The organism is Klebsiella pasteurii (assembly GCF_018139045.1).
Classification (GTDB): Bacteria; Pseudomonadota; Gammaproteobacteria; order Enterobacterales; family Enterobacteriaceae; genus Klebsiella; species Klebsiella grimontii.
The window spans coordinates 5122244-5148855 of the sequence record NZ_CP073236.1; the positions used below are offsets into that span (position 1 = coordinate 5122244).

Annotated in this window: 21 protein-coding genes and 1 pseudogene; 11 read left to right on the forward strand and 11 right to left on the reverse strand. The window is 48.8% G+C overall.

Features of this window, described 5'->3' with window-relative positions:
- The first annotated feature begins 62 nt into the window (after positions 1-62).
- The 6 genes from KCG39_RS23985 (at position 63) to KCG39_RS24010 (ending at position 11457) form a co-directional block, all read left to right on the forward strand.
- Positions 63-1172 (forward strand): efflux RND transporter periplasmic adaptor subunit, encoded by a 1110-nt coding sequence (locus tag KCG39_RS23985; RefSeq protein ID WP_142446298.1) that lies wholly within the window; start codon positions 63-65, stop codon positions 1170-1172.
- Positions 1169-4258 (forward strand): efflux RND transporter permease subunit, encoded by a 3090-nt coding sequence (locus KCG39_RS23990; RefSeq protein WP_142446297.1) that lies wholly within the window; start codon positions 1169-1171, stop codon positions 4256-4258. Before KCG39_RS23985 ends, KCG39_RS23990 begins: the two co-directional genes overlap by 4 nt.
- Positions 4259-5354: 1096 nt before the next feature.
- Complete coding sequence (locus KCG39_RS23995; protein ID WP_142446296.1) at positions 5355-6920, forward strand: carbohydrate porin; 1566 nt, start codon at positions 5355-5357, stop codon at positions 6918-6920.
- Positions 6921-7264: 344 nt separating this feature from the next.
- The gene (locus tag KCG39_RS24000; protein ID WP_142446295.1) at positions 7265-9133 is read left to right on the forward strand and encodes a beta-glucoside-specific PTS transporter subunit IIABC; all 1869 of its coding nucleotides are present in this window, start codon (positions 7265-7267) and stop codon (positions 9131-9133) included.
- A gap of 5 nt (positions 9134-9138) precedes the next feature.
- Positions 9139-10599, forward strand: a complete 1461-nt coding sequence (locus tag KCG39_RS24005; RefSeq protein ID WP_004129335.1) for a glycoside hydrolase family 1 protein — start codon at positions 9139-9141, stop codon at positions 10597-10599.
- 24 nt (positions 10600-10623) lie between these two features.
- The gene (locus KCG39_RS24010) at positions 10624-11457 is read left to right on the forward strand and encodes a PRD domain-containing protein (protein ID WP_004129338.1); all 834 of its coding nucleotides are present in this window, start codon (positions 10624-10626) and stop codon (positions 11455-11457) included.
- Positions 11458-12310: 853 nt separating this feature from the next.
- Here KCG39_RS24010 and KCG39_RS24015 read toward each other — a convergent pair.
- The 4 genes from KCG39_RS24015 to KCG39_RS24030 all read right to left on the reverse strand — a co-directional run bounded on the left by KCG39_RS24015 (position 12311) and on the right by KCG39_RS24030 (position 15786).
- A complete protein-coding gene (locus KCG39_RS24015; RefSeq protein WP_128349302.1) occupies positions 12311-13027 on the reverse strand; it encodes a glutamine amidotransferase in 717 nt (238 codons plus the stop codon).
- 1 nt (position 13028) lies between these two features.
- The gene (gene cysI / locus KCG39_RS24020) at positions 13029-14723 is read right to left on the reverse strand and encodes an assimilatory sulfite reductase (NADPH) hemoprotein subunit (protein ID WP_142446294.1); all 1695 of its coding nucleotides are present in this window, start codon (positions 14721-14723) and stop codon (positions 13029-13031) included.
- A 258-nt stretch (positions 14724-14981) separates the two neighbouring features.
- On the reverse strand, positions 14982-15359 hold the full coding sequence (locus tag KCG39_RS24025; RefSeq protein ID WP_004129346.1) for an AraC family transcriptional regulator: 378 nt from the start codon (positions 15357-15359) through the stop codon (positions 14982-14984).
- 232 nt (positions 15360-15591) lie between these two features.
- Positions 15592-15786 (reverse strand): helix-turn-helix domain-containing protein, encoded by a 195-nt coding sequence (locus KCG39_RS24030; RefSeq protein ID WP_224326421.1) that lies wholly within the window; start codon positions 15784-15786, stop codon positions 15592-15594.
- Between the two features lie 940 nt (positions 15787-16726).
- On the opposite strand from KCG39_RS24030, the gene KCG39_RS24035 reads away from it, so the two are divergent.
- Together KCG39_RS24035 and KCG39_RS24040 are read left to right on the forward strand one after the other, a co-directional pair.
- Positions 16727-16984: a DUF1883 domain-containing protein gene (locus KCG39_RS24035; RefSeq protein WP_158662247.1), complete on the forward strand. Its 258-nt coding sequence runs from the start codon at positions 16727-16729 to the stop codon at positions 16982-16984.
- An 8-nt stretch (positions 16985-16992) separates the two neighbouring features.
- Entirely contained in the window at positions 16993-17364 is a 372-nt protein-coding gene (locus KCG39_RS24040) for a hypothetical protein (RefSeq protein WP_142245001.1), read from the forward strand.
- 335 nt (positions 17365-17699) lie between these two features.
- Here KCG39_RS24040 and KCG39_RS24045 read toward each other — a convergent pair whose 3' ends face one another.
- The 6 genes and pseudogenes from KCG39_RS24045 to KCG39_RS24065 form a co-directional block, all read right to left on the reverse strand.
- Positions 17700-20042: a primase-like DNA-binding domain-containing protein gene (locus tag KCG39_RS24045; RefSeq protein ID WP_064175825.1), complete on the reverse strand. Its 2343-nt coding sequence runs from the start codon at positions 20040-20042 to the stop codon at positions 17700-17702.
- Between the two features lie 13 nt (positions 20043-20055).
- Entirely contained in the window at positions 20056-20376 is a 321-nt protein-coding gene (locus tag KCG39_RS24050; protein WP_004098169.1) for a DUF5375 domain-containing protein, read from the reverse strand.
- Positions 20373-20600, reverse strand: a complete 228-nt coding sequence (locus KCG39_RS24055; RefSeq protein WP_004185275.1) for a hypothetical protein — start codon at positions 20598-20600, stop codon at positions 20373-20375. Before KCG39_RS24055 ends, KCG39_RS24050 begins: the two co-directional genes overlap by 4 nt.
- The gene (locus KCG39_RS27940; RefSeq protein WP_266098452.1) at positions 20597-20791 is read right to left on the reverse strand and encodes a host cell division inhibitor Icd-like protein; all 195 of its coding nucleotides are present in this window, start codon (positions 20789-20791) and stop codon (positions 20597-20599) included. Before KCG39_RS27940 ends, KCG39_RS24055 begins: the two co-directional genes overlap by 4 nt.
- A gap of 24 nt (positions 20792-20815) precedes the next feature.
- Positions 20816-21145: pseudogene (locus KCG39_RS27945) on the reverse strand (ash family protein); the annotation flags it as partial.
- Positions 21142-21408, reverse strand: coding sequence for a helix-turn-helix transcriptional regulator (locus tag KCG39_RS24065; RefSeq protein ID WP_064160085.1), 267 nt, complete (start codon positions 21406-21408; stop codon positions 21142-21144). The pseudogene KCG39_RS27945 and the gene KCG39_RS24065, both read right to left, overlap by 4 nt.
- A 549-nt stretch (positions 21409-21957) precedes the next feature.
- Here KCG39_RS24065 and KCG39_RS24070 point away from each other — a divergent pair.
- Genes KCG39_RS24070 through KCG39_RS24080 form a run of 3 tightly spaced genes read left to right on the forward strand, consistent with a single transcriptional unit; the run spans position 21958 to position 23521 of the window.
- Positions 21958-22695 carry a glycoprotein 3 gene (locus tag KCG39_RS24070; RefSeq protein WP_211811483.1) on the forward strand — a complete coding sequence of 246 codons (738 nt, stop codon included), beginning with the start codon at positions 21958-21960 and terminating at the stop codon, positions 22693-22695.
- Positions 22692-22937, forward strand: a complete 246-nt coding sequence (locus tag KCG39_RS24075) for an ogr/Delta-like zinc finger family protein (RefSeq protein ID WP_004185270.1) — start codon at positions 22692-22694, stop codon at positions 22935-22937. The genes KCG39_RS24070 and KCG39_RS24075 overlap by 4 nt, the downstream gene beginning before the upstream one ends.
- 17 nt (positions 22938-22954) lie before the next feature.
- Positions 22955-23521: a phage polarity suppression protein gene (locus tag KCG39_RS24080; protein WP_211811484.1), complete on the forward strand. Its 567-nt coding sequence runs from the start codon at positions 22955-22957 to the stop codon at positions 23519-23521.
- 544 nt (positions 23522-24065) lie between these two features.
- Here KCG39_RS24080 and KCG39_RS24085 read toward each other — a convergent pair.
- Complete coding sequence (locus tag KCG39_RS24085; RefSeq protein WP_211811485.1) at positions 24066-26612, reverse strand: DEAD/DEAH box helicase; 2547 nt, start codon at positions 26610-26612, stop codon at positions 24066-24068.

Genomic DNA, 26612 nt, shown 5'->3' on the forward strand with positions numbered 1-26612 from the left:
ACTTAATTGGTCACATGAAAGAGTATGGTTCAACTGTCCTGTCAAAATGATTAAGGAACCCCATGCTCAGGCTCAAATCCGCCCCTTTTGCCGTTTGCCTGCTGCCGTTTGCCCTCGCGGCCTGCGGTGACGTTTCCGGCACAGACGATCCCCGCACTCAGCCTCCTCTGGTCAGGTCTGCGACCGTAGTGAGTGCGATGGATGCCTCCCGCGCATTTACCGGCGTTGTTGTCGCCCGGGTTCAAAGCGATCTCGGTTTCAGAGTGCAGGGCAAAATTCTTGAACGTCTGGTCGATACCGGCCAGAACGTCAAGCGCGGCCAGCCGATGATGCGTCTGGATCCCGCGGACCTCGGCCTGCAGGCACAGGCTCAGCAACAGGCGGTCGCGGCCGCACGGGCCCGAGCAAAACAAGCTGCGGCGGATGAGGTGCGTTACCGCGGTCTGGTCTCGACAGGGGCGGTGTCGGTATCGGCCTACGACCAGATAAAAGCGGCCGCCGATACGGCCAAAGCTGAACTCAATGCGGCTCAGGCCCAGGCGAATGTGGCGCAAAACGCGACGGGCTACGCGGTGCTGCTGGCCGACGCAGACGGCGTGGTCATGGAGACTCTGGCTGAACCCGGTCAGGTGGTTAGCGCTGGTCAGCCGGTGGTTCGTCTGGCCAGAGCGGGCCAGCGTGAGGCCAGCGTGCAGTTACCCGAGACGTTACGTCCGGCTCCTGCAAGCGAGGCCGAGGCCATGTTGTACGGCACCGGTAAACAGACGGTCCCGGCGAAACTGCGTCTCCTTTCCGATGCGGCCGATCCGGTAACCCGCACCTTCGAGGCGAGATATGTGCTTGAAGGGGCGCTGGCGAATGCGCCGCTGGGATCCACCGTAACGCTGCACATTGCAGACGGTAAATTACCGAACCAGGTGATGCAGGTACCATTAGCCTCGCTCTACGATCCGGGTAAAGGGCCGGGCGTCTGGCAGATTTCAGGTCAGCCAGCCAAAGTGTCGTGGCGGTCCGTTCAGGTGCTGGGATTGAGAGATGATGTGGCGCAGGTATCCGGTAACCTCCAGCCTGGCGAGAAGGTGGTCGCCCTCGGGGCGCATCTGTTGCATGACGGTGAGGCTGTACGCATGGCTGTACAGAACGATGCCCGCGTCGCCGGGAGTCGGCCATGAGCGACGGCAAATTCAATCTTTCAGCGCTGGCTGTTCGCGAGCGTTCCATCACCCTGTTCCTCATTATTCTGATTACCGTGGCCGGGGTTCTGTCATTTTTCGAACTGGGGCGCGCGGAAGACCCGCCGTTTACCGTCAAGCAGATGACGATTATTTCTGCCTGGCCGGGCGCTACCGCGCAGGAGATGCAGGATCAGGTTGCTGAACCGCTTGAAAAGCGAATGCAGGAGCTCAAGTGGTATGACCGTAGTGAAACCTACACCCGACCCGGTCTGGCTTATACCATGCTTTCACTGCAAGACAGCACGCCGCCTTCACAGGTGCAGGAAGAGTTCTATCAGGCGCGCAAGAAGCTCGGCGATGAGGCCAAAAACCTGCCGGCAGGCGTTATCGGACCGATGTTCAATGACGAATTCTCCGACGTCACCTTCGCGCTCTTTGCGCTGAAGGCGAAAGGAGAGCCGCAGCGGCTACTGGTTCGCGATGCGGAATCGCTGCGTCAGCGTCTTCTGCACGTGCCGGGGGTGAAGAAGGTCAATATTATCGGTGAACAGGCCGAACGCATCTTTGTTTCGTTCTCGCATGACCGGCTGGCCACGCTGGGCGTTTCCCCTCAGGATATTTTCTCCGTCCTCAACAGCCAGAACGTACTGACGCCCGCTGGCTCGATTGACACCAAAGGACCGCAGGTCTTTATCCGCCTGGATGGCGCTTTTGACAAACTGGAGAAAATCCGCGAAACCCCCATTGTTGTTCAGGGCCGGACACTGCAACTATCGGACGTGGCGACCGTTGAGCGGGGCTACGAAGATCCGGCGACCTTCCTGATCCGCAATCAGGGGGAAACGGCGCTGCTGTTGGGCATCGTGATGCGGGACGGCTGGAACGGACTGGATCTGGGGAAGGCGCTGGATGCGGAAACCGCCAAAATTAATGCGGGTATGCCGCTCGGCATGACTCTGACCAAGGTCACCGACCAATCGGTCAACATCAGCTCCGCCGTTGACGAGTTTATGATCAAGTTCTTTGTCGCGCTGCTGGTGGTGATGGTGGTCTGTTTCGTCAGCATGGGGTGGCGTGTGGGCGTCGTGGTCGCCGCTGCCGTACCGTTAACGCTGGCGATTGTCTTCGTTGTGATGGAGGCTTCCGGCAAAAACTTTGACCGTATCACCCTGGGCTCGCTGATCCTGGCGCTCGGGCTGCTGGTCGATGATGCCATCATCGCCATCGAAATGATGGTGGTGAAAATGGAAGAGGGCTACGACCGCATAAAAGCCTCCGCCTATGCCTGGAGCCACACCGCCGCCCCGATGCTCGCCGGTACGCTGGTCACCGCCGTTGGTTTCATGCCTAACGGTTTTGCCCAGTCCACCGCCGGCGAATATACCAGCAATATGTTCTGGATCGTCGGTATCGCCCTTATTGCCTCCTGGATTGTCGCGGTGGTGTTCACGCCTTATCTGGGCGTGAAGATGCTGCCCGATATCAAAAAGGTAGAGGGGGGACACGCAGCGATTTACAACACCCGTCATTACAATCGTTTTCGCCGATTGCTGGGCTGGGTTATCGCGCGCAAGTGGATCGTGGCGGGTACTGTGATAGCCGTCTTTACGGTTGCGATACTCGGCTTAGGGCTGGTGAAAAAACAATTTTTCCCCACCTCCGACCGTCCTGAGGTACTGGTTGAAGTGCAGATGCCCTATGGCACCGCTATTGAGCAGACCAATGCCACCGCGGCGAAAATCGAAGCCTGGCTGAGAAAACAGAAAGAGGCAAAAATCGTCACCTCCTACATCGGGCAGGGGGCGCCGCGTTTCTTTCTGGCCATGGCCCCCGAGCTGCCTGACCCGTCATTTGCGAAAATAGTCGTGCTGACGGACAACCCGGAAGCCCGCGAGGCGCTTAAGTTCAGATTGCGTGAAGCGGTGGCCGGTGGACTGACGCCCGAGGCGCGCGTGCGCGTGACCCAGTTGGTGTTTGGCCCGTATTCACCCTATCCGGTGGCTTATCGCGTCATGGGGCCTGATCCTACCACGCTGCGCGAAATCGCAGATAAGGTGGAAAAAGTGATGCAGGCCAGTCCGATGATGAGAACCGTCAACACCGACTGGGGGCCGCGGGTACCGGCGCTGCACTTCACGCTCAATCAGGATCGCCTGCAGGCGGTGGGGCTGACCTCGAATGCGGCCGCGCAGCAGCTTCAGTTTCTGCTTTCAGGCATTCCAATCACCTCAGTACGGGAAGATATCCGTTCGGTACAGGTCATGGGACGCGCGGCGGGGGATATCCGGCTTGACCCGGCAAAAATAGCCGGCTTTACCCTGGTGGGGGCTGCCGGGCAGCGCATTCCGCTGTCTCAGATTGGGGAGGTTGAGGTGCAAATGGAAGAGCCGGTTATGCGCCGTCGCGATCGTATTCCGACCATAACTGTCAGGGGAGATATAGCCGAAAATCTGCAGCCGCCGGATGTTTCTGCCGCCATCACGAAGGCGCTGCAGCCGGTCATCGATACGCTGCCGGCCGGATACCGCATCGAGCAGGCGGGTTCGATTGAAGAGTCCGGGAAAGCCACCAAAGCGATGGTGCCGCTGTTCCCTATCATGATTGCCATGACGCTGTTGATTATCATCCTCCAGGTGCGGTCGATGGCGGCGATGGTGATGGTCTTCCTGACCGCGCCGCTGGGGCTGATTGGGGTGGTGCCAACGCTGCTGCTCTTCAACCAGCCTTTTGGCATCAATACCCTCGTCGGGCTGATTGCGCTGTCCGGCATTCTGATGCGCAACACCCTGATCCTGATAGGCCAGATCCATCACAACGAGCAGGAGGGGCTGGCGCCCTTCCATGCGGTGGTAGAGGCGACGGTGCAGCGTGCCCGGCCGGTATTGTTGACGGCGATGGCTGCCATACTGGCGTTTATCCCGCTGACGCACTCGGTGTTCTGGGGGACGCTGGCCTACACGCTGATTGGCGGGACCTTTGGCGGCACCATTATCACGCTGGTGTTCCTGCCCGCCATGTATGCCATCTGGTTCAAAATACGTCCTGATACGCAGAAACCTGCGGAACCGCAGGCTGCAGTTTGACCGTGACGCACTACAGAAGAGGTCGCCAGACGACGTTCCGGCGGCCCTGAAAATATCGACCCGAATGATGAGGATTGGACTGACCCCACCCCGGCAGACGATTCTGTCTAAATATAAATCCATACTGATTCTAATAGCGGTCCATTATACCAGGCAATATTTACTTGCGAAAATTATGATAAAACAAGGTATTCTTATTTTTTGAATTTTAAGGGCGTCGTTTCAGTATGGAGTGATAGATGTTGGGGAAATAGAGTTTAATAGGAGTGATGTGAATGCACTACACAAATAAAAGAAACAGTTGTTTATATGTAAGGCAAGCTGATTCAACCTATAAACAGAATGATGGGGCTTTTTATTATTTGTTGGGACTGAATCCAGGAAAATATTGGTTGTATTATGATTTAAGAACATAATCTAGAAGGTTTCTCTGAGGTAGTCATCTATCCCTGGGAGGTCAATAGAGCCGGCCTCCCCTTAAAATAGAAGGTGAAAATAAGCTATCTGTGATGGATGAATGCTAGAGGGAAAGCGAGCAATTGTTAAGTAGATCACAATTTTCAAACGACTCAAAATTTCCCGTTGTCAAATTCATATTAAATATGTATTAATATGTGAATTGATGTACAGGCGTGTAACTGCAAGAGCAGGCAAGACCTGAGTGCACTTTCGAATTCATTTAGATTCGAAAATGTCCTCGGGTCTTTTTTTTTGGTTTTTTTGGGCTTTATTCATGAAACGAAAATAAAAGTTTAATCTTCATTATACATTTCATTGGTCTCTCAATTAATTATTGAGCAGGGAACGTCTGCTCGTTAGTTTTAAAAATTGCTGAGATATGTCTGGGTGGGGTAAATATGTTTTATTTTGAGAGGAGAAAATTATGTGTTCATAAAATAAATTTCAGTGCGCCGGTGAAAAAGGACTTAATCTTTTATAGCTATACACTATATCAAAATTCTGATGAAGACATTTTGCTTGTTAAACCAAAGCGATATAAATAGGTACCTGGTGCCACTAATATCTATGAGCACTTAAAACATCTCTAAACAAAGTATTTAGTTTATGCGCGAGTGTAACTAAAGAGGGTTTTATAATGAAAAAAAGAGTTTTTTTTATTTTTATATCCGTAATATGCAGCAACTCACATGCTCAAAGCCTAACAATGGAAGAACGCATTGCTATACTTGAAAAAAAATTGCAAGAAAATACCAAAGAACTATATGATACCAGGGCTGAGTTAAAAAAATACAAGCTCAATGATACTGGGTTTACTAAACCAATGTATGCAGAGAATCAGGTATTAGTCAAAAATGTAGACATTACTACCTCCGAAAAAAAGACCATACAAAAAGATGCGGTGAGTAATGATTTGACGTTGAAAGATATAAGTAACTTTGTAAAAAATGATATTGGTTTTTCTTATAATGGTTACTTCCGGTCCGGTTGGGGAACTGCAAACCATGGTTCTCCAAAGGAGTATGCGATTGGTTCACTTGGCAGGTTTGGCAATGAATATACATCCTGGTTTGATTTACAACTAAAACAAAAAGTCTATGATTTGGATGGAAAAACCGCACACGCAGTTGTTATGCTGGATGGTAATGTCGGTGAGCAATACAGCAATGCTGTGTTTGATAAAAATTCAGAGAGTAACTTACAGTTTTCTGATATCTATCTCACAACTAAGGGTTTCCTGAGTTTTGCTCCAGAAGCCGATTTCTGGGTAGGTAAGCACTATCTGCCTAAATATGAGATACAGATGCTTGACTGGAAAAGTATCAGAACTGAAAGTGGCGCAGGGCTCGGTATAGAAAACTGGAAAATTGGCCCAGGAAAATTCAACGTTGCTGTTGTGCGCCAGGATCTGAACGCACGCGCGCTTGATTACAAAACATCAGGAAATTCACTACAACTCAATACTAACGCTCTGGATATTCGTTATCGCGAAATTCCATTATGGGATAAGGCAACACTGGAACTCAATGGTCGCTATAATATGGCGAATAAGTCAGACGTTGTTAAGTCAGGAGAGTCTGATGGTCAGTATTATCAAGTAAAAGATGCATGGCTGGCGGCTGCGATTTTAAGGCAGAAATTTAAAACTGGTGGGTATGGAGAATTAACACTACAGGTTGCCGATAATTCTATTGCCAGTTCATTTGCAAAAATTTCAGGAGCAAATCCAACATATGGAAATGGTGACTATTATTATGGGAATCACACGAATGGAAAGGCATTCAGAATTATTTCCCAAGGAGAGTTTTATCCCTCCGAGGACACTATAATGGCACACGCTCTGGTTTATTCAAATGGCCATGATATATTCAGCTATGATACCGGCGCCCATACTGATTTTCAAAGCTACCGAAGTGTCATACGACCTGCTTATATCTGGGGTAAATTCAATCAAAGCGGTGTTGAGCTTGGATGGTTTAGACAAGACAACAAATCACAAGGACAAACATTTAGTGAGTCCGGTTACAAAACAACGTTATATCATGCACTCAAAATTGATACGTCAATCTTAACCTCAAGGCCGGAAATTCGTTTCTATACAACTTACATCAGAGCAAATCAGACTGAACTCTCCAATTTTAAATTCAATGATAATAAGAAAGACCAATTTTCGATTGGCGCTCAGGCTGAGGTGTGGTGGTAACTATGTTGAAAACTAAATTATCATCATAAAATCAATTAAGTAATGAGTTGTCGTTTTTTTTAGGGTATAGATAATCAAGTTGTTCTTACTAAATGTTATTAAACGAAGGGAGTGCAACTGCCGGCATTTTTATGCAGTAAGTATCTACAAGGGGCATTATGTTATAGCTGTCACATTTTCATAAAACATGGTTTAAATTTGTTGTCTGTAACTATGTATAGAGTATACTGTCAATAGATATGTAGTACAGGCGTGTCACTGGTAATGCAGGCAAGACCTGAAACTCTCCCCCCCTTTTTCGGGGCAAGAGTTTCGGGTCTTTTTTTTTGCTCATGGGGCAACTTATGGATCATCTAAATACTGGGCGTACAATTCTTGAATTAGTCGGTGGAGTAGGAAACATCGAACACCTCGAACATTGCTCAACCAGATTACGACTAAGCTTGTATGATAACTCTAAAGTGGAGGTATCTGAACTCAAAAAAATGCCTGGGATAATGGGGGTCGTGACAAATGTGCAGTGTCAGATTGTCATTGGCAAAGACGTTGTAAAAGTGTTTGATGCTATTAAATCATTGATGGGTAATAACTCTGCCGAGAAACAGAAACCTGTTATCAAAAAAAAGTGGAGTGCCTGGCTGATTGATTTTGTTATCAGTATTTTCCAGCCGCTCATTCCTGCTATTGCAGGTGGTGGTGTGCTGAAATCTCTTCTGATCATCATGGACATGGCCGGATGGCTCACGAAGGACAGTTCTACTTATAAAATCTTGGATTGCATTGGAACCGCACCGATCTATTTTTTACCCTTACTTATAGCAATCACTACTGCGAATAAGCTTAAAGTGAATTCGTTAGTCGCATTAACAGCTGTGTCAGTCTTGTTGTTGCCCACGTTTACTACATTGGCAAAACAAGGGGCATCGTTAATGACGTTTGATATTACGAATGTCTCCTATGCGGCACAGGTATTTCCGGCAATACTTTGTGTGATTTTCTATGCACAAACTGAATCTCTTTTTAATCGTTACACACCTAATGCGTTACGCGGTTTTTTATCACCAATGTTATCGCTGGTCACAACAGTTCCTGTAACACTACTTATCCTTGGGCCTTTAGGTTTTGAAATGGGCTCTTTATTAACCCAACTGATTCTTTGGATGCATGGAAAATTTGGGTTCATCGCCACAGGATTACTGGCTGGCGGGTTACCATTTATTGTGGCTGCAGGAATGCATAAACCTTTTCTTCCTTATGCCATAATGTCGATGGGCCAAACCGGTAAAGAATCTTTATATAATCCAGCTTCCCTGGCACACAATATAGCTGAAGCAGGAGCCTGCTTTGCGGTTTCTCTTAAAAGTAAAAATAAAATGTTTAAAGGTACTGCACTTTCCTCCGGAATCTCAGCCCTCTTTGGTATTACTGAACCTGCACTGTATGGTATTACTTTACTCCATAGGCCTGTGCTTATTTCGGTGATGATAGGTGCAATGATCGGTGGGGCTTTCATGGGATTTACGATGGTCTCAGCTTACGCAATAGTAGCTCCGAGCCTTGCCAGCATCTCAATATTTGCTTCCCCGGATAATCCAACTAGCTTGATGTATGCAATCATAGGTGCTCTGATTTCTTTCAGCATGGCGTTTTTATCAACATTATTCTTTTGGAAAGAAAAGACGGCGACTCTGCCCTCTGATGAGGAAAAATCTAGTTTTGAGGATCCAGCGGCCATCGCTACTTCAAAATCAGTGAATGAATTTTTCTTCACCAGTCCGGTTGAAGGGAAAATCATCCCGTTAACGGATGTAAACGACGATGTATTTTCTGCAAAAATCATGGGCGATGGTATCGCTATCATTCCATCTGTCGGAGCTCTATATGCACCTGCCGATGGCGTTATAGAGCATGTGTTCGAAAGTGGCCATGCAGCAAGCATGATAACTGACCATGGAGTTGAGGTCATCTTTCATATCGGAATTGATACAATACAAATGAACGGAGCAGGCTTTCACCCGCAAATTACCGATGGCCAACGGGTTAAGGCTGGTGAGCTATTAATCGAATTTGAGATTGATAAAATCATTAAATCGGGTTACGACCCAGTCGTAGTAATGGTTGTTACAAATAGCGAACGTTTTAAGATGAAACCGTCAACCGAGCAAACCGAAGCAACACATCAGTTAAATATTCTTTCATTAAAAGAGGCTTAATCATTATGTCAAAATCTATTCTTCCCGAGAATTTTTTATGGGGTGCGGCCATTGCAGCGAATCAGGCAGAGGGAGCATGGAACGTTGACGGAAAAGGCCCTTCTGTTGCAGATGCAGTCGCCTATAAGGCTCATTTGAGCACAAGCGATTATGCCGGCCATATGTCCGTATCTGATGAAAACGTTAGCGATGCGCTTAAAGGTGAGAACGATAAAAATTATCCTAAACGCAGAGGTATCGATTTTTATCATCGCTATAAAGAGGATTTATCTCTTTTTGCCGAAATGGGGATAAAAGTACTCAGGGTATCAATAGCCTGGTCAAGAATCTTCCCTACAGGTGAAGATGATCAACCAAATGAAAGTGGTTTACAGTTTTATGAAAATATGTTCACTGAGATGCGCAGACTTGGCATCGAACCACTCGTTACGCTATCACACTATGAAATGCCATTAGTATTGAGTGAGAAATATAATGGCTGGGTCCACCGAAATGTTGTTGATGCGTTTCTGCGCTATTCAAATGTGTGCTTTGACCGTTACAAGAATCTGGTCCGTTACTGGTTAACATTCAATGAAATTGATAGCATTCATCGGCACCCCTTTACGACTGCAGGTGTTCGTGAAGAAAAAAGCTTACCAGGAGAAAGTACACAGGATATTTATCAGGCATTGCATCATCAGTTTGTTGCTTCGGCGTTAGCAACAAAGGACTGCCACGAAAAAATACCTGGTAGCCAGGTGGGATGCATGCTTACCAAGTTAACTACCTATCCTCTGACTTGTCATCCTGATGACGTAGAGGCTACTCTCAAAAAGAATTTAGAAAATTATTTTTATTCGGATGTTCAAATTAAGGGAGAATATCCACCGCTAATTAAGCGGGATCTCGAATTACGTAACATAAAGATAAAAATGCAGCCGGATGATTTGGATACGCTACGACGCTATACTGTAGACTTCCTTTCATTCAGCTATTATATGTCCATTACTGAATCAGTCCAGCCCGATGCAGAACGCACTGCAGGAAATACTATCATGGGTGTAAAAAACCCACATTTGCCTGCATCTGAATGGGGTTGGCAAATAGATCCCGTTGGGCTCAAAATATCGTTGCTGGAACTCTATGATCGATACCAAATTCCGTTATTTATTGTTGAAAATGGATTCGGTGCGAAAGATACAGTAGTTGATGGGAAAATTCATGACGATTACCGCATTAATTATTTTCGTGCGCATTTCGAACAGATGATTGAAGCTGTTAAAGAAGGTGTTGATTTGATAGGATATACAAGTTGGGGCACGATTGATATCATCAGTGCTGGAACATCGCAAATGACCAAACGCTATGGTTTTATATATGTAGATCAAGATGACGAGGGGCATGGTTCATTGAATAGATTACGCAAAGATTCCTTCTACTGGTATCGTAAGGTCATTGCGACCAACGGAACTGATTTAGGTTAATCATTTGTTATCGCGGGAATTGTGATGAAAATTAAAAAGTCCTTAAATAACAGTATGCTTCTTGCTGTTAATGATGGAAAAGAGATTATACTTTTTGGCAAAGGCATTGGTTTTAATTCCAAGCCGGGCACAATGGTCGACTTGAAAAATGTTGAACAGGTATTTATCCCTTTAAATACGCTTAAAGCGCAGCATTACTTGTCCTTGACTGACACAATTCCCGCAGTTTTTTTTGAAATTACGCATGAAATAGTCAAGTTAGCTCAAGCGCATTACAATGAAAAGCTTAATACAGTGTTGCTATTTACATTGGCAGAGCACTTGCATTTCGCGGTTGAACGCTGTAAGGCAAATGTTAACATTGCGAATAAACTCACTTGGGAGATAAAAAGGTATTATCAGAAAGAATATAATATAGGTGAGTTAGCAAGAGATATGGTATCTGCTAAATTTTCTGTAAATCTTCCTGAAGATGAGGCTGTACATATTGCTTTTCACATTATTAATGCAAGTTCCCAATGTGATGAGACTAATGCGCATAAGCAAGTTGAATTAGTGAATAGAGTTGCCGAAATTGTTCGCTATAAACTTAATAAAAACATTGATATCAATTCAATTCACTACGCCAGATTTATTACACATTTAAGGTACTTCGCTGAAAGAGTCTTAAGTAATAACATTGAATTAGAAGAAACTGATGATTTCTATAATGAATTAATTCGCTTCCATCCAAGAGCTATGGTTGTTGCAGAAGCAATTCGTGATTATATAAAAAATAATTACGCTATATTTATTCCAAACGACGAGCTTACCTGGTTAGGGATACATATCAGTAAGCTAAGTAAATATTCAATTTAGTATTGTTGGCTGAATTTATCTATTGGGAAGGTGAGTGTGGTAAGTCATTGATATCGCGGTGTTAAAATTGTTATGCTCTTCACTGTAGAACTGCTCTGCTACACATTGATTAACATACCGCGATATTAGTAATGCCTTGCTGCACATTCGACTTTATGACTTACGACGCGAAGATCCACGCTCATTCCATGTCCAACCAGCCAGCTAGTTGAATCAAAATCATACATGCAATTCACCTCATCAAGTCTGCTTTAAAACTCTACTAATTAGGTACTGTGAAGAGTATCACACGGAATGGTCCGGGAATTCCGTCACCAAAGCTATTTGCCAGAAGCTTGACGGTTGCACCGGTGCATTGATGCCTGAATGCGCCATTACTTATTCAACGGCAGACATGCTCCAGGACACTCTGCCCGTTGGCGTTGCAATTTTTACTTTCATAGTTAATCAGCCCATGCTGGTCCAGCTGAATTTTTTGTGTGATATCCCATCGAACGCGGATGAATAATAGAAGAGGCTGCTGAGTTGCACTTCCATCCAGTCTAGTGACGCTCGCTGTATAAATTACTGGCCGCCTGTGCTGCGAATAAAACGATAAATCTGACGTTCTGGATGAATGTATTATTTCGCATTAGGTGGATGATTAGGTAATATATTATGCTGATTTTTCGAAATATATTGCAAAATTGTATGGACCGGAAAACGGCCATGCGAATGACAGGTCTGACTGAAGACAACCAGGCAGAGACCTGCTATTCAATATTTTTTCCTGGTTGCCCGGCTATCAGCGAATACTGGTAGGGGAGGTGGGCGACCCTGCGCCTGATGTAGCGATTAAACAGCTTTCTCACGATTATGACTGGCATAAGCGGGGGGCATTATCCTTGCACCAGAGATAATAGAAGCGCCTGAGCAGCTCTTGTGGCCAGACTGGTTCGCCGGGCATCTCGGCCATTTCCAACTCTTCTCCGCGCTGTTTGAGGCAAGCGGCCATAATATCCCAGGTAAATTCCGGGTGGAACTGCACCGAATACGCCGTGTCGCTATAGCGCAGAATCTGGCAGGCGTCACGGGCGGAAAAAGCCATCACGCTGGCACCATCCGGCGGCCGTAGCACGGTTTGCCGGTGAGAAAGCCAGGCCGCGAAGCGACCGGGAAATGTCGTTAGCAGCGGGGCCGTACTGTTTTCGGCGATCTGGATCAGCTGAAGCCCGTGTTCGCTCCCCAGCGGGTTATCCGCAACCAGGCCTCCCAGCGCGTGGGAAATTAGCAGGTGGCCATAGCACACGCCCAGTAGTGGCAGGTTCAGGGCGTGGGCGCGTCGTATCCATTGCGCAGTCTCCTCGCTCCACGCTAACCGGTCGGTGACCATCGCCCAGGAGCCGCTGATGATGGCGCCGCAGATTGTGTCGATAGCGGGCAGGGGCTCCTGGCGATCCGGGTGAATAACCCGGTACTCCCCGCGGGATAAGGCGAGCGCCTGAACGAACCATTGGCTTTGCTCGCCAGCCTCCTCGCGGATTATCGCCGGCGGATCGCCCATTTGAATAATCGCCAACGGCCTGGCCATCTTAGTCCTGCTGATAAAAGTCGATGCTGGAGTTCAGTACCGGGCGAATAATCCCCGTCTGTACCGCAAAGTCGCCGAACGCCACATCATGGTTAGCCGCCTGCGCCCAGGCGCTCAGCAACGCGTCAAGGTCGCGGATAATCTCTTCAAGCGGCTGGTTCTCTTTATAGAGGCGAGGAATACGCGTTCCCTCGCGGTTGCCGCCGAGGTATACGTCATAGCGGCCCACGGCGCGGCCGACGAGGCCGATTTCGGCCAGCATCGCCCGGCCACAGCCGTTCGGGCAGCCGGTGACGCGAAATATCACGTCCCGATCGGCAATCCCGTTACGCATTAAGATAGCGTCAAGGCGATCGACTATGTCCGGCAGCACGCGTTCGGCCTCGGCCATTGCCAGCGGACAGGTGGGATAGGAGACGCAGGCCATCGCGCTTTTTCGCTGCGGCGATACCGTGTCATCAATCAAGGAATAGCGCTGTGCCAGTGCGTCAATCTGAGCTCGGTTGCGCTCGCTGACGCCGGCGATAATGATATTTTGATTGGGGGTTAAGCGAAAGTCACCGTCGTGGACGGCGGCGATGGCGGCCAGGCCCGACTTGAGAGGCTTGCCGGGCTTATCAATCAACCTGCCGCTGGGGATAAACAGGGTGAGATGGTGCTTACCGTCGATCCCTTCTACCCAGCCGATACGATCGCCGCGACTGCTGAAAGCGTAAGGCCGCAGCGGTTGGAATGCCATGCCTGCTCGCAGCTCGACTTCCGCTTTAAATACCTCAATGCCGAGTCGATCGATAGTATATTTAGTTTTAGCGTTGCGTCGATTTGCGCGGTTTCCACGGTCTCTTTGGGTGGCGACAACGGCGGTGGCAACCGCCAGCGTAGCGTTCAAAGGAATATACCCCAGCTCTGTCGCCAGGCGCGGATAGGTGCTCTGGTCGCCGTGGGTCATCGCCAGGCCGCCGCCTACAAGCACATTGAAGCCCGTCAGCTGTCCATTCTCGCCGATAGCGATAAAGTTAAGATCGTTGGCGTGCAAATCGACGTCGTTTTGCGGTGGAATGACCACCGCGGTTTTGAATTTGCGCGGCAGATAGCTGTTGCCCAGAATGGTCTCTTCTTCCGGCTGCGCGATCTTTTCACCGTCCAGCCAAACTTCGGCATAGGCGTTTGTTTTCGGCAACAGATGCTCCGATATCTTTTTAGCCCACTCGTAAGCCTGATGATGAAGCCCGGACTCCACCGGATTTGAAGTACACAGTACGTTACGGTTGACGTCGCCCGCCGTCGCCCGCGAATCGAGACCCAACTGATGCAATAGCCGATGAACCGGCTTGATATTACGCTTTAGCACGCCGTGCAGCTGCAGCGCCTGGCGGTTGGTGATGCGGATGCTGCCGTAAAGCGTATGCTGCGACGCAAACTCGTCGATCCCCAGCCACTGCTGCGGGCTGATGATCCCGCCAGGTAAACGCACCCGCAGCATCACCGTATGCAGGGGTTCTAGCATTTGCGCCGTTCTTTCCTGGCGAATATCGCGATCGTCCTGCTGGTACATGCCGTGAAAGCGGATCAGCTGAAAGTTATCGCCGAGAAATCCGCCGGTTAATTCGTTATGCAGATCTTCTTTAATCGTGCCGCGCAGAAGTTGGCTCTGCTGTTTTAATCGTTCATTATCTGAAAATTTATCATTGCTCATTATAGTGTTCTCAAATATGTGCAGGTTAATTCACCCAAAAATACCAGTGGATTACATCACAGCAGATCCTTAACCAACATGAACAGTTAGTTTGTTAATCGATATAACAGTTGTTATAACCGCTGGTTCTAATTAATAATTATTCGTCCTGAGTCATTTTACCGTTATACGTTAGTGATTGTTTTGCTAATTGCTGAGCGCCCCACGGGGGGGCATCAGGGAGGCAGTGATATTGAGGCTACCAGCGCGCGCAGTGATTTATTTTTTATACGCTGCGAGCGCTGGTAGGCTATACAAGGCAGGCGTGGTGTGGATATAGTGCTGGATCTGGTCGACAAACGCATGTTTACTTTTGAAATTATATTTAAGGTAGGCCGAGTCGGTATCCTCAATCCCGAGGATGATATCCATTATTGCATATTCAATTTTTTTATTGCTGATGAATTTGTTGACAGTCACTCCGGTTTGTTTTTTAAAAATGCGATGCACATATTGCCGGGAAACCTGCAGATATTCAGAGATATCATAAACTGAAATGTTATTATTTATATTTTGATAAATGTACTGTATGGCGAAATTCACCAATGCCTGGCTATTGGATATTATGCTGTCGGAGAGTTGAACCTGGTGATGCATAGATACTACTTCTTTTTTGACTATATCTTTTTTATCGTAGACGATTTTAAACGGAACGAAATATACAATATAGTGGTTTTTATGGATAACAGTATTATGAGTGCCGTGATAATCGATATTTCAGCGCAGGCGGTTTGTCGGCGTCATTTCCGCTCGCACAGCAGGGCACGGCATGAAGCATGGCCGATCGCAATCAGCCATGCTGCGGCAGGGGTGAGCTAAACGATTTCGTTCATCTGCTGATAATTCTGGCCGTGAAATTGCTGAACGGTGGCGTTGTCCCGGCACTGTTGGCTGTAACGGCCGGGGGGACTCCTGTGATGCGTTGAAATGCGCGATTAAACGCGGCTTGGGATTGATAGCCGACTCGTTCCGCGGTCTGCGTCAGGCATACGCCGCCGGCGATGTGCTGGCAGGCCAGGGTCACGCGGAACTTTGCTAAGGGTTTTGGTATGAGGATTAGAGACGCTGGCGGCGTCTTCTGGCTTCAAAGGAAAATCTGTACAGGGTTGAGCCTGGTAACTACCTGCCCATATGTTGTACGATACCAAAGCCAGTACAACACACAGGCGTTTGGATGTGATTTTAGAAGATACAATTTCTTGGGTATTTTAACCTAAGTTATTGATTTATTAGAGAGTGCGATAATAGGAATCAATAAATTGAATCAAGGTATTGATATATAAGTAAAATTTAAGTTCGATAAATAAAACTATACACATCCCTATACACATCGTCGATGGCGTTCTTTTTTTGAGCTCAATTCTCAGTAAGAAAAAGTTTTTTTGCATTTAACTGTTCACACTGTTCACCTCCTTATTTTTCTTTTTAATATCATAGTGATAGATGGTGATTAGTTGGTGAAGAGTGAACAGTCAACTCTTCACCTTAGCGCATCTCCGGTCTGTTTCCGGCGACCATCACGGCATACGATGGTGATGAGGGGGAAGTAAAAAGTTTTTTTGGTGAAAACTGTTCACACTGTTCACTGCATGTTTTTGTTATTTATTTTCAAGGTATTAGCGCGTGAATACTCGGTGAACAGTGAACACTTTACTGTTCACTTCCACAAATTATAGATACAAGCGTTTTGTCTGCTGTGAGCGTGAAGTGGATTTACTAACTTTATCATGTATAAGAACTGTAAAGTTACTCAGGGCCTCTATACTCAAATGAGAGCATATTGATAATTCCAAAATATTCCGATAACCGACTATTATAAACCGGTTATTATTGATAAGGAACTGCCAAGTGTTTTTTTTGGCAACTCACTTACGAATCCTACATCAAGCTGTTTACTACTTAAGTCGCAGTGTGCACAATTTATTTTCTTCGCTATGCCCTTTTTTTATAAAGAGGTTTTTTTTATGAATTTTTTGCACTACAACCTTAATTTAACTAGCGGTAATGTTGTTGAAGTTACATTAGATAAACAAGCAAATGTACGTCTGATGGATGATATTAATTTTACAAAGTATAAAAAAGGCATGCAACATCAGTACTATGGTGGATATACAACTAAGTCTCCCGCAAGGTTAACTGCTCCACGTTCTGGACACTGGAATTTGGTTATTGATTTGGGAGGATATCCTGGCACAGTTAATGCATCAGTTAGGGTTCTATAGGAATAATTATGACGCAGACACCAGAGAAAGAAGATGGGTTTACTGTCGCCATACTCCGTGCAAAAATTGATACGCTCACTATATATGAGATATCTGAAGAAGAATTGCTGACTATAGAGCGTGGTTCACCAGATTCTATTTATCTTACGATTGCAATCGCTTTACTCTCTTTCGCATTAGCAATTTTTTGCTCATTGCTTGTTACAGAAATAAAATCAACGGTAGTTATGATCGTCTATGTGCTAATAGTTATTGTTGGATTTGTCATTGGGGTTATATTGTTGATTTTATGGAAAAGAACGGAAAGTTCTGTTTCAGCATGCGTGAATGTTATACGTAAAAGATTACCTCCTCCAGGAGGAGAGCAGAAAAAATCATAAGATACTAATAATGGATGTTATTTCAATACCCGATATAAGTACTAAAATATTGGGACTCTAATGTTGACCTGCTCACGAATGCTGATAATTGACTTACCCGACTGATTAACATATCGAGTTATTGGTAATGTCGAATTTTGGCACTGGGCGGTCTGATAACGTTTAAGGGTAAAAAAGTTTTTTTCTGGAAAAACTGTTCACACTGTTCATTCGGTGTTTTTATTGTTTATTTTCATTGTGTTATCTGGTGAATACTCGGTGAGCAGTGAACGCTTTACTGTTCACTCGGGTCGGTGTGCAGGTAAAAAAAGACCGGCAATGCCGGTCCGGGTTGGTTATGTTGCGGTAGGTTCGTCGCACTTCGGCAGCCAGTCGGCGTTGCTTTCCTCCCTGAGCGCGAGATTGGTCTGCATGCCCTGATTTGTGCGGCGCTTCTCATAATTCAGACCGTACTCTTTCAGCATGGCTGAGAGCCCCTTGCCGAACATGGTCAGGCTGAGCGCGTTCCTGTAGCCGTGGGCCTCCATGTATACCAGATAGGCGTGATACAGATACAGGCGCGGCTGGCGCGGGATAATGTTGGCGTTCCCCATATACATTCCGTCCGGCTCCGGTAGCGCCTCCAGATAGCCGCAAAAATCAAACGTCGGGTCAGCATCACGCTTGATGCTGAGCGCCTCGTCGGAGTTCTGCTGCGACTGGAGCAGTGCGCGGGCGCTCATCGGGTCGCTGAACTGCTGCATCAACTGGCGCACGATGACGGCCAGCTCGCGGGCGATTTTATCCCTGAGCTGCGGGTCGCGCTCCTCCGGGGCTATCTGCTCCGGGAAGTGGATAATCACCCGGCGACGTGACACGCCGCCGCTGCGGTCGGTGAAGCGCATCGGGTTATTGTTGACCGCCAGAATCACCGCCGGAATATGCGTCGAGTACGGATTCTGGTATTTCGGGTCAACGGAGACCGCATCGCCGCCGGTGATGGCCTTGAGCCCGGCACCGTCTCCGCTCCATTTCTCCTGGTCAGGCAGACGTATCAGCGAGAAGCCAATCAGGGAGGCACGCTTGCGCGGGTCTTCCAGCGTGTCGATGTCGGCTGATGTGGCGTTATCCTCTCCGGCCAGCATCGTGGCGATTTCGGCCAGGATACTTTTCCCGCTGCCGCCGGGGCCGGTGACTTCGAGAAAGAGCTGCCAGTCGTAGCGGTTCGCCAGCACCATAAACAGCGCGGCCAGAATCACGTTACGTTTTGTCGGGTTGCCACTGGCCGCCCGGTCGAGCCAGCGCCAGAAGTTCGGCGCATGGGTCTCCAGCGTTTCGCCCTCCACCGGCGGGGTAAAATCCACGTCGCACAGGGTGCGCAGCCAGTGCGATTTGCTGTGCGGGCTGAACAGGCCGCTTTGGGTATCGAGTACCCCGTTGCGAAAACCAATCAGACGGCGTGCCGGTGCATCCTGCTGCGGAATAATCAGTTTCAGGGTTTCCACCACCGACGCAATTCTTCCCGATGAGAACGGGGCGCGCAGGCGCTGGAACAGTCCGGCCACATCGCGGGCAAAATCAGACGGCGTTATCACCTTCCAGATGCCGTTTTCATAGCGGGACAGAAGCTGGCCGTTGGCATCCACGGCCAGCGCTTCGCCGTAATGCTCATGCACCCGCATTGCCTTATCGCTGGCGCTCATGGCGGTAAATTCCGCCTCGCTCATGGTGTCAAACGGGCTTTGTGCCGCTGGCCGGATGGCGGCATAAATGGCTTTCCGCGTGGCGTCTTCCCCCTTCAGCATCATCGCATCATTCCAGTCACCGAACACCGGCGGCAGGGCGACAACGCCCTCACAGGCTGCTGCGGCCGCAGCGGCTTTAGTCTGGCCGGTGCCGTTCAGGTCACGGTCGGCGGCGAGGATAATCTGACAGGCCGGGTGCTTGCTGCGGGCCAGGCTCGCCAGAGAAAGAAGGTTCACGGACGACAGCGCCACCATGACGGTTTCCCCGGTCAGGTGATGCACGCTAAGGGCCGTTGCATAACCCTCTGCTATCCACAGGCGTTTACCGGCCTGTTTCTGCCCGTCGATAAGGTGACATGCTCCTTTGACCTGTCCTCCCTTCAGGGTGCGCTTGAGCCCCTCAGCATTAATAAGCTGGAGGTTAACCAGCGCGCCAGTCCCGTCATACAGCGGCACCACCACATCACCGGCGCGGTAGGCCACGCCGCCGGTTTTGTGCGACGTGGTCAGCGTCAGACACTCACGACCGGCAAAGCCCTTGCGGGTCAGGTAGGCGTTGCCGGTGGCCGGGCGCGTTTTCTCCAGCAGTCTGACGGCCAGCGCGGCCGCTGCTTTACGGTCGGCCTCCGTTCCGGCGTCTGCGGCTGCAATCACCTCCGGGGCTACCGGCGGCAGGTGGCCGGTGACGGCGTTCACCTTCCGGGCGGCCTCAGGTGCCGATATGCCGAACACCTTCTCAACCAGTTTCAGGCCGTCACCGGCGCCGCACCGGTTGCAGTACCATGTGCCGCGCCCTTCCTGGTCATCAAAGCGAAAGCGGTCGCTACGGGCATCACCGCCACAAATCGGGCACGCCTGAGGCCGGTTTTTTATCACTTTCATGCCCAGCGCCGGGAGAATGCGCGGCCAGTGGCCGCACGCCTGTTTTACGGTGTCCGTTACGTTCATTTTCATGGTTTTTTCTCCCTCAGTGCAGTACAGGCGATGTGATATGGCGGGCGCAGAGCTCATCCATCACGGCGAGTCCGAGGAAGGACAGCGACGGGGCGGCTTTCAGCGGCCCGGCCTCCATCAAATCTTCCAGCAGCGCACAGGCAATCAGACGGCCTTTTTCCTCGCCGTGCTGGCGCAGATAGAAGCCCTCCAGCTCGGCGGCGATGGCGCTTTCCAGCGCGTCGAGGGTGAGGTGAGGATAGCGGTGCTGGCGTTCGCACAGGGTCAGCCAGGCACAGGCCACGGCACGGCGATACAGGGCGGCACGCAATACGGGTGGCAGAGGCGTTTTCATACGTTGCCCTCCCCGGTGAACCAGCGGTGGTTGCAGCGTTCGACCACGCCGTCGAGCTGGGCGGTCATCAGGTAAATCACGGAGGTGAGCTGTAACTGCTGAGTCGGGTCACGACGCAGGGAGGTACAGTCCTGCACCTGCATCAGGTCGCTGACGAGCTGGCCGACATTGCGCATATGTTCAAGGCATTCGAGGTCACGGGCAGTAATCGTGGAGTGTCTCATGCGCGCACCTCCACCACCGGCAGACGCCCGGCAAACGAGAGGACGTAATCGCGAACGAGTGAAAGGCGTGCGGCCTGTTCATCCCCGGCGACGGCGCGGAGCATACAGATACGGGGCTGACGGTCTGCGCGGCGAACGGCGGCAAACACAAAGACAAACTGCGGGTGTGACGGAGTGAGGGTCGTAGCCATAGGGGCAACCTCCATTGAGTAGCGGTTAACGCCACCACCGGAGTTCTCACGCTCGGGTGGTAGCCCAGACGGGGGTGAGAAACCGGCCTCAATGGGTACCGGCCAGCCCGAAGGCTGCCCCGCCTGAGCCACCATTACGCAGATACAGCAACGGCTTAAGAACCGATGCGTAAACAACAGGTGCACATAGGCATAGACACAAAAAAAGACGCATGGCGCGTCCGGTGTCGCCACTGAGTAACTCGGGTTCTCACGCCCGGCTGTCGATTTTGCGACAGCGAGAAAACTATACCTGGAAACGGCGAAGGGAAGCAAGCCAGAAAAAGGGGCTTTTTGCGGAACGGGCATCATCATGCGTCATAGCCCCGGTTGCGTTCGGCGATACGGTCAGCCATCCACCCGGTGATTTCCGACTGCGCCCACGCCACGTTTTTCCCTCCGAGGGAGATTTGCTTCGGGAAAGCCTCCCGGCTGATGAGGTCGTAAATCGTGGAGCGGGACAGCCCGCACAGATGCATCACTTCGGGCAGGCGGATAAAGCGCTCCGGAACGGCGTCAGAGACCGGCATCAGCGGCGCGACAGGGGCAGAAGACGGGGAAGAAAAAGCGGTGTGCATCGGGCTACCTCATAAAGTCCATACAGTGCCGGTCGTGTCCGTCCGGCTTCAGGTAGCGCTCTATTTTGTGAATATTTTCCCCGAGGGCAACAAGTCTTTTTGTTGTGTCCGACCACACAACATATTGATTTTTTGAAAGTGGAAAACACTGGCAACTGTTGGCAACTGTTGGCAATCGTTGGCAATTGATGGCAAACCGATGATTACTTTTATTTATATATATTTATTTTTTAATCGCAAAAAAGACTAAGCGAACAAAGCTCCGTCAAAACAGAAAGGTGAACAGTAGTGAACAGTCGGTGAACACTTCCACCCTCAACTGTTCACCGATTAACTTACTGTATTACTTATATTTTTTCTTATGGTGAACAGTAGTGAACAGTTATATGTAAAAAAACAAACGGTGAGTATGCTTTTCCTGAGACCTTTCTCTGGCAAGCCGGGTTTTGACGTCCTGTTTGTGCCAGCACTGCCACAACCGCAACAGGTCGTGTTGTTGTGTGTGCCCCGGCAGAATCACCTCATGTTGAAATCACGAGGAAACCTGCCATGACCGACACCCCCTTTATCCCTGATTACCTGAAACCGGCGCTGGAGCGACTGGCCGAGGCCCGAGAGGCCCATCTTGAACAGGCCCGCCGGATGGAGGACACCCTGACAGCCATTACCCGCGCGGAGAAGCAGAAAGCAGCGCTGGAGCAGGATAACGGCAGCGACACCCGCACCTGGCGCGCCGCTTTCCGTGCCGGGGGTGCCATGCTGACCGATGAGCTGAAAAGCGGTCATATCGAGCGCGTGGCCCGCCGGGAGCTTGCACAGGAATGTGACAACCTGACCGAAGTGCTGGCCTTTGAACGTGACCAGCTGAAAGCCACCTGCAACAGCACCGCGCGTGCATTCCGCCAGGCGCATCATGCCGTACTGTCTGAATATGCGAAGGAAGAGCTCGACCGCGCGCTGAACGACACCCTCGGGCCACTGGTCCGGGCGATGGTGCTGAAAGCGGATGTGATGGCAAACCCGCTCGCCAACACCATCGGCCATCAGGGCTACACCGAGCCGGAGAAAGAGGTCATGCATCAGGTGGTGACCTTCCTGACCAGGAAAGTGAGCGACTTCTCCGTCACGCCAGCGGATGAACCGGTGCTCTCCCTGACCGGCTTCCCGGCCGTCACCCTCCCGCATATGGACCACGACGCCGCCAGCACGCCAGGCGAGCGTAAGGTCTGGCAGGAGAAAATCCGTCAGCGCGAGGCTGACCTGAAAGCGCGGGGGCTGCTGCCATGATGCACTGTCCGTTCTGCAAAAAGTCGGCGCATGCCCGCACCTCCCGCTATCTGTCGGAGAACGTCAAACAGCGCTATCACCAGTGCACCAATATTGAGTGCTCGGCGACGTTCCGCACCACTGAAGCCATCGACGAGGTTATACGTCCTCCGGCGGAGAAAGCGCCGCCTGTCGCGGAGCCGGTCACACCCCCGGCACCCCGTAAAGTGCAGGGCTGCTACAGCTCGCCATACCGTCATTAATCAGGGGAGAACTGCCCATGACCACCCTTACGCTACAGCAGGCTTTTGAAGCCTGTCAGAAGAACGAAACCGCCTGGCTGAACCGTAAAGCCGAACTGGCGGCCGCAGAGCAGGAATACCGCGAGCAGATGCTGGCCGGGGATGACCGTATCCCGGCAATTATGCAGGAACTGCGCGACATTATGGATGTCAAAAAATGGGAAATTAATCAGGCCGCCGGGCGCTATATCCGCGCCCATGAAGCGGTGCAGCGCATCAGTATCCGCAACCGGCTGAATGACTTTATGCAGGCGCACGGGACAGCGCTGGCCGCCACGCTTGCCCCGGAGCTGATGGGACTCAGCCAGCAGCCCGCACTCCTGACCGGCCATGCGCTCGACCGCTCGGCGCATTACCTGAGGGAAGCGCTGTCCGTGTGGCTGAGTACCGGTGAAGAAATTAATTATTCGGCAGAAGACAGCGATATTTTAACGGCCATCGGATTCAGGCCTGACGCGGCTTCGCGGGTGGATAATCAGGAAAAATACACCCCCGCACAGAGTCAGATTTATGCCCGCCGGCGCACGGAACTGGCCGGCAGGTAGCTCCGCAAAAAATCCCCGAAAATACCGCTATTTTTCCCGAATTAAGCCATGCATCCACAGGATGCATGGTTTTGCATGCGCTTTCCCGACCCGTCACTCCCTTCGCAGCCCTGTCCCGGCGCGGCCTGAGCCTGCCCATGCACCTGCATGAAAACCGACCCACGAAGCGGGCAGGCGAGGCGGGGAAAGCAATGCGCGCCAGCGGTAAAGTATTTATTTAATGATATTTAATTTCGCGGCCTGAGCGCGTCACTGCGCTGCGCAGGCTCGTGGGAGTGTCGGTGGATGGTGCAGTGCTGTTCGGGGGCGTGGCGAGCCTCTGAGGCGGTCAGGTGAAGTGCAGGAAAAGGCCGCCCGGAGGATGAGGGAAATCGGTTATTTCGGCGTTGATACTGTTGCCCCTTAAAGCTCCCACCTCCAGTCCATGCATTCATCTGATGCATTCGGGCCTGTTGCAGTTTGAGCCTGAATGCACCTGCATAAAAACAGACCCACGAAGCGCGCAGACGAGGCGGGGAGAGCATTGCGCGCTAGTGGGGGATATTTAATTTTTTATCTCTCCCAATACTTCCTTTATTTCCCTCATACAATATGACGGTATTGATTTCTTATCAAAAATTACCTTTCTAAGGAAAGACAGGTAATCCTCAGGGGTACCTTCCGGGGGAAGTTTTACTTTCTTTCTGACTAACAATGCTGTGCTACGTGAAAGTCCTAATGACATAAGATTTAAATCAATCGGATTGCAAGAACCAAATTCTAGATAGGCACTAATGTTTTCCACTAGGACTGCTTTTGTACCTTCATTGCGCTCTTCCATGACGAACCTTAAAACATCCTGATAAACCTTAATATATCGTACTAAATTATATCTGACTTGAGTCTCTAGCCCTTTGAGAACACCACGAATAGTCGATGAAACTTTTTTCCTTTTAAAAGAAGTATCTTTTTCGCTTTTCTTTCTATCTTCGGGAGAAAACGCTCTGTCAACTTCGTAAGAAATGAGGCTGCTCAATGAATTACCTGTCATCCATTTATGAGCCAGCATGCTTATCCATAAAGAGTGTTGATGGCTAATATTCCACGAGAATATATCTCTTATAATCTCAATAGCCACATCAATTCTTTGCTTACCACCTTTTTTGAAAGGTGAGTATAGCGAGTAATCATCTAAATTTGCAGACTCTTTAAATAAATCATACAGCCTTTGTATATAATCAGGTCTAATCCCAATATTCATTCTAAGCAGTTCGTCGGGAACATTAATTCTCATCATAGAGATTTTATTAAAGTTATATTCTAAGATCTCATGATAATCCTCACTCTTATCACTCCTGAGGAAATACTCAGATTGTAAATCATCACGTCTGATTTCGTGAAATAGCTTTGCAAAGGCAACATCAGCAAGATCCTTTTCAATTGGGTCAATGAGCAACCCGTCTATAGCGTTGCAAATAATCCCACCACCATCCAACATAACATCAGACATAGCAGTATTTATAACCTGAAGATTCTCTCCTTCGAAAACTTTCGCATCCCAATCATTAGGTCTCAAACACCAAACATTCCCATGAAATTCATGAAGCAATCTACCAGCTCTACCAGATAAATTTAAAAAGTCAGCGCGAGACATGGAATTGGAACCACTATGAGGGTTATCTAATATAATATGTTTTGCTGGAAGGTTAACCCCTTGCAACAAGGTGCTCGTGCAAACAATATATTGAATATCTCCACGTTTGAAAAAATATTCTATCCCGTTTCTAATTATGGATGGCATATTCCCATAATGGAAAGCAACTCTTCGCTCCATGCAATGCGCCAAAGAATAATCACTATGCATTTCCTCCTTAATAAAACCAATAAATTCGGAGTAATCAGGAAGAGCGTTTTCAATAGTCAGTTTTTCTGTCAAAGATAGAGCAACATCTTCAGCCGCAGAAGGATCATTTTCGAAAACAATCACGGCCCCACCACTATCAGAAATAAATTTTGCAAAAGATGATTTCTGTTGAACCTTTCCACCACGAAAGGAGAAATTAATTTCAAATTCACCAATATCTACATGCATTCCCTCTAGCAAGTTAGAAACACAAATTGTTTTTACCTTCCTATTAACCGGGTTAACCAATAAAACATTTTGTGCAACAGGTGACATCCTTTCAACAAAATGCTTACTTCTATATTCTCGTTTGAATACAGATAAAAAGTACTCAGGGTTTTTTATTAAGGGACTAGAGAACATAATGTTCGCATTAGGATATAAATCGAGCGATACTTCTATCGCATTCTGCAGCAAGATTCCTCTTTTTCCTTTTTGTATTTCATGTGCTTCGTCTATTAAAAGCAAATTAACAACAAAATCAGGATGGCTTACTGACTCGGTAAGTAAACTAATAAATCTCTCTTGAGTTAATACATAAACTATCCCTTCAACAACCTTATCTCTATCCACTAATGCCGGGGACGTTCGTATTATTGTTCTGGATAACCCTGCATTTAAGCATTCACTTCGAATCCTCATAGACACTTCACTTATAAGTGCTCTGGTCGGAACTATATAAACTATACATTCTTTAGAGTGATTCTTAATACACCTTATTGCATTTAAGGTTAAAACAAATGATTTACCAGCCGATGTTGGTGCTGATACGCTTAGCGATGAGTATTTTTCCAGTGATGCGAAAAGATTATATTGAAAATCTGTTAGTTTTTTATCATCAAATGAATTCTCTACCTCTCTCGCTATTCTTTCTAAAGAAAATGGCAGTGATAAATCTGGTTCCTCCCCTCTATTGAATCTATTTCTCATTAACAATCTTCCGGGGAAATTCCCTATTCGAGACAAAATGAGATCTGCAGCATTAATCAATTTAGGGTTAAAATCAGTTGCGACTTCGAATACACGACTAACAATCTCGTATGATTTTGATCTATCTAGAACATTATCAGACAATGATAAAATAGAAGCATATGAGAGTAGTTTGTATATCTCTTCGTTGGTGATGATATATTCATCACTGACAACACCAAGTAACTTAACCACGCTAGCCTTGATCAATCTAAGGTATAATTCGTTAATCTGTTTCAT

Bases quoted from the DNA above. Each gene is read 5' to 3' on its own strand.
- KCG39_RS23985 (WP_142446298.1), top strand. From the start codon at position 63: ATGCTCAGGCTCAAATCCGCCCCTTTTGCCGTTTGCCTGCTGCCGTTT.
- KCG39_RS23990 (WP_142446297.1), top strand. From the start codon at position 1,169: ATGAGCGACGGCAAATTCAATCTTTCAGCGCTGGCTGTTCGCGAGCGT.
- KCG39_RS23995 (WP_142446296.1), top strand. From the start codon at position 5,355: ATGAAAAAAAGAGTTTTTTTTATTTTTATATCCGTAATATGCAGCAAC.
- KCG39_RS24000 (WP_142446295.1), top strand. From the start codon at position 7,265: ATGGATCATCTAAATACTGGGCGTACAATTCTTGAATTAGTCGGTGGA.
- KCG39_RS24005 (WP_004129335.1), top strand. From the start codon at position 9,139: ATGTCAAAATCTATTCTTCCCGAGAATTTTTTATGGGGTGCGGCCATT.
- KCG39_RS24010 (WP_004129338.1), top strand. From the start codon at position 10,624: ATGAAAATTAAAAAGTCCTTAAATAACAGTATGCTTCTTGCTGTTAAT.
- KCG39_RS24015 (WP_128349302.1), bottom strand. From the start codon at position 13,027: ATGGCCAGGCCGTTGGCGATTATTCAAATGGGCGATCCGCCGGCGATA.
- cysI (WP_142446294.1), bottom strand. From the start codon at position 14,723: ATGAGCAATGATAAATTTTCAGATAATGAACGATTAAAACAGCAGAGC.
- KCG39_RS24025 (WP_004129346.1), bottom strand. From the start codon at position 15,359: ATGCATCACCAGGTTCAACTCTCCGACAGCATAATATCCAATAGCCAG.
- KCG39_RS24035 (WP_158662247.1), top strand. From the start codon at position 16,727: ATGAATTTTTTGCACTACAACCTTAATTTAACTAGCGGTAATGTTGTT.
- KCG39_RS24040 (WP_142245001.1), top strand. From the start codon at position 16,993: ATGACGCAGACACCAGAGAAAGAAGATGGGTTTACTGTCGCCATACTC.
- KCG39_RS24045 (WP_064175825.1), bottom strand. From the start codon at position 20,042: ATGAAAATGAACGTAACGGACACCGTAAAACAGGCGTGCGGCCACTGG.
- KCG39_RS24050 (WP_004098169.1), bottom strand. From the start codon at position 20,376: ATGAAAACGCCTCTGCCACCCGTATTGCGTGCCGCCCTGTATCGCCGT.
- KCG39_RS24055 (WP_004185275.1), bottom strand. From the start codon at position 20,600: ATGAGACACTCCACGATTACTGCCCGTGACCTCGAATGCCTTGAACAT.
- KCG39_RS27940 (WP_266098452.1), bottom strand. From the start codon at position 20,791: ATGGCTACGACCCTCACTCCGTCACACCCGCAGTTTGTCTTTGTGTTT.
- KCG39_RS24065 (WP_064160085.1), bottom strand. From the start codon at position 21,408: ATGCACACCGCTTTTTCTTCCCCGTCTTCTGCCCCTGTCGCGCCGCTG.
- KCG39_RS24070 (WP_211811483.1), top strand. From the start codon at position 21,958: ATGACCGACACCCCCTTTATCCCTGATTACCTGAAACCGGCGCTGGAG.
- KCG39_RS24075 (WP_004185270.1), top strand. From the start codon at position 22,692: ATGATGCACTGTCCGTTCTGCAAAAAGTCGGCGCATGCCCGCACCTCC.
- KCG39_RS24080 (WP_211811484.1), top strand. From the start codon at position 22,955: ATGACCACCCTTACGCTACAGCAGGCTTTTGAAGCCTGTCAGAAGAAC.
- KCG39_RS24085 (WP_211811485.1), bottom strand. From the start codon at position 26,612: ATGAAACAGATTAACGAATTATACCTTAGATTGATCAAGGCTAGCGTG.